This is a genomic window from Enterobacter sp. UNJFSC 003, assembly GCF_036903355.1.
Classification (GTDB): Bacteria; Pseudomonadota; Gammaproteobacteria; order Enterobacterales; family Enterobacteriaceae; genus Enterobacter.
The window spans coordinates 1-1,056 of the sequence record NZ_JBAKHK010000033.1 but is presented as its reverse complement, the minus strand read 5'-3'; the positions used below and the strand labels follow the sequence as shown (position 1 = coordinate 1,056).

At 47.1% G+C, this 1,056-nt stretch carries 2 tRNA genes; one reads left to right on the top strand and one right to left on the bottom strand.

The annotated features are described in order from the left end of the window. Positions 1-43 precede the first annotated feature (43 nt). Positions 44-119, top strand: a tRNA-Ile gene (locus V5P19_RS22915). A gap of 131 nt (positions 120-250) precedes the next feature. Here V5P19_RS22915 and V5P19_RS22910 read toward each other — a convergent pair. Next, positions 251-327: transfer RNA gene (locus tag V5P19_RS22910), tRNA-Arg, on the bottom strand. Between the last annotated feature and the right edge of the window lie 729 nt (positions 328-1,056).

Genomic DNA, 1,056 nt, shown 5'->3' with positions numbered 1-1,056 from the left:
ATGTTTATTGCGTGGTTTATAAGTATTGTTATTGCACACTCAAGGCCCTTTAGCTCAGTGGTTAGAGCAGGCGACTCATAATCGCTTGGTCGCTGGTTCAAGTCCAGCAAGGGCCACCAAATCATTATTTACGTATCAGGAAGAGTTAAGGGTACAAGGGGTACTCGATGGCGGTCTATATTTCATGACTAACGCCATTTCAAGGCCATGGCTGGAGGATATAAAGAAGGCGTAACTGATTGAATTGTAATGGCGCGCCCTGCAGGATTCGAACCTGCGGCCCACGACTTAGAAGGTCGTTGCTCTATCCAACTGAGCTAAGGGCGCGTTGATACCGCAATGCGGTGTAATCGCGTGAATTATACGGTCAACCCTTGCTGAGTCAATGGCTTTTGATCTGGTTGCTGAACAAGTGAACGACCGCGTCTGATTACTAGTTTGCCCGGGCCCTTGTCGTCGTCAATTGTACAGCATCCAGGGTGACGGTGCCGAGGATGACGATGAGCGCATTGTTAGATTTCATACACGGTGCCTGACTGCGTTAGCAATTTAACTGTGATAAACTACCGCATTAAAGCTTATCGATGATAAGCTGTCAAACATGAGAATTACAACTTATATCGTATGGGGCTGACTTCAGGTGCTACATTTGAAGAGATAAATTGCACTGAAATCTAGAAATATTTTATCTGATTAATAAGATGATCTTCTTGAGATCGTTTTGGTCTGCGCGTAATCTCTTGCTCTGAAAACGAAAAAACCGCCTTGCAGGGCGGTTTTTCGAAGGTTCTCTGAGCTACCAACTCTTTGAACCGAGGTAACTGGCTTGGAGGAGCGCAGTCACCAAAACTTGTCCTTTCAGTTTAGCCTTAACCGGCGCATGACTTCAAGACTAACTCCTCTAAATCAATTACCAGTGGCTGCTGCCAGTGGTGCTTTTGCATGTCTTTCCGGGTTGGACTCAAGACGATAGTTACCGGATAAGGCGCAGCGGTCGGACTGAACGGGGGGTTCGTGCATACAGTCCAGCTTGGAGCGAACTGCCTACCCGGAACT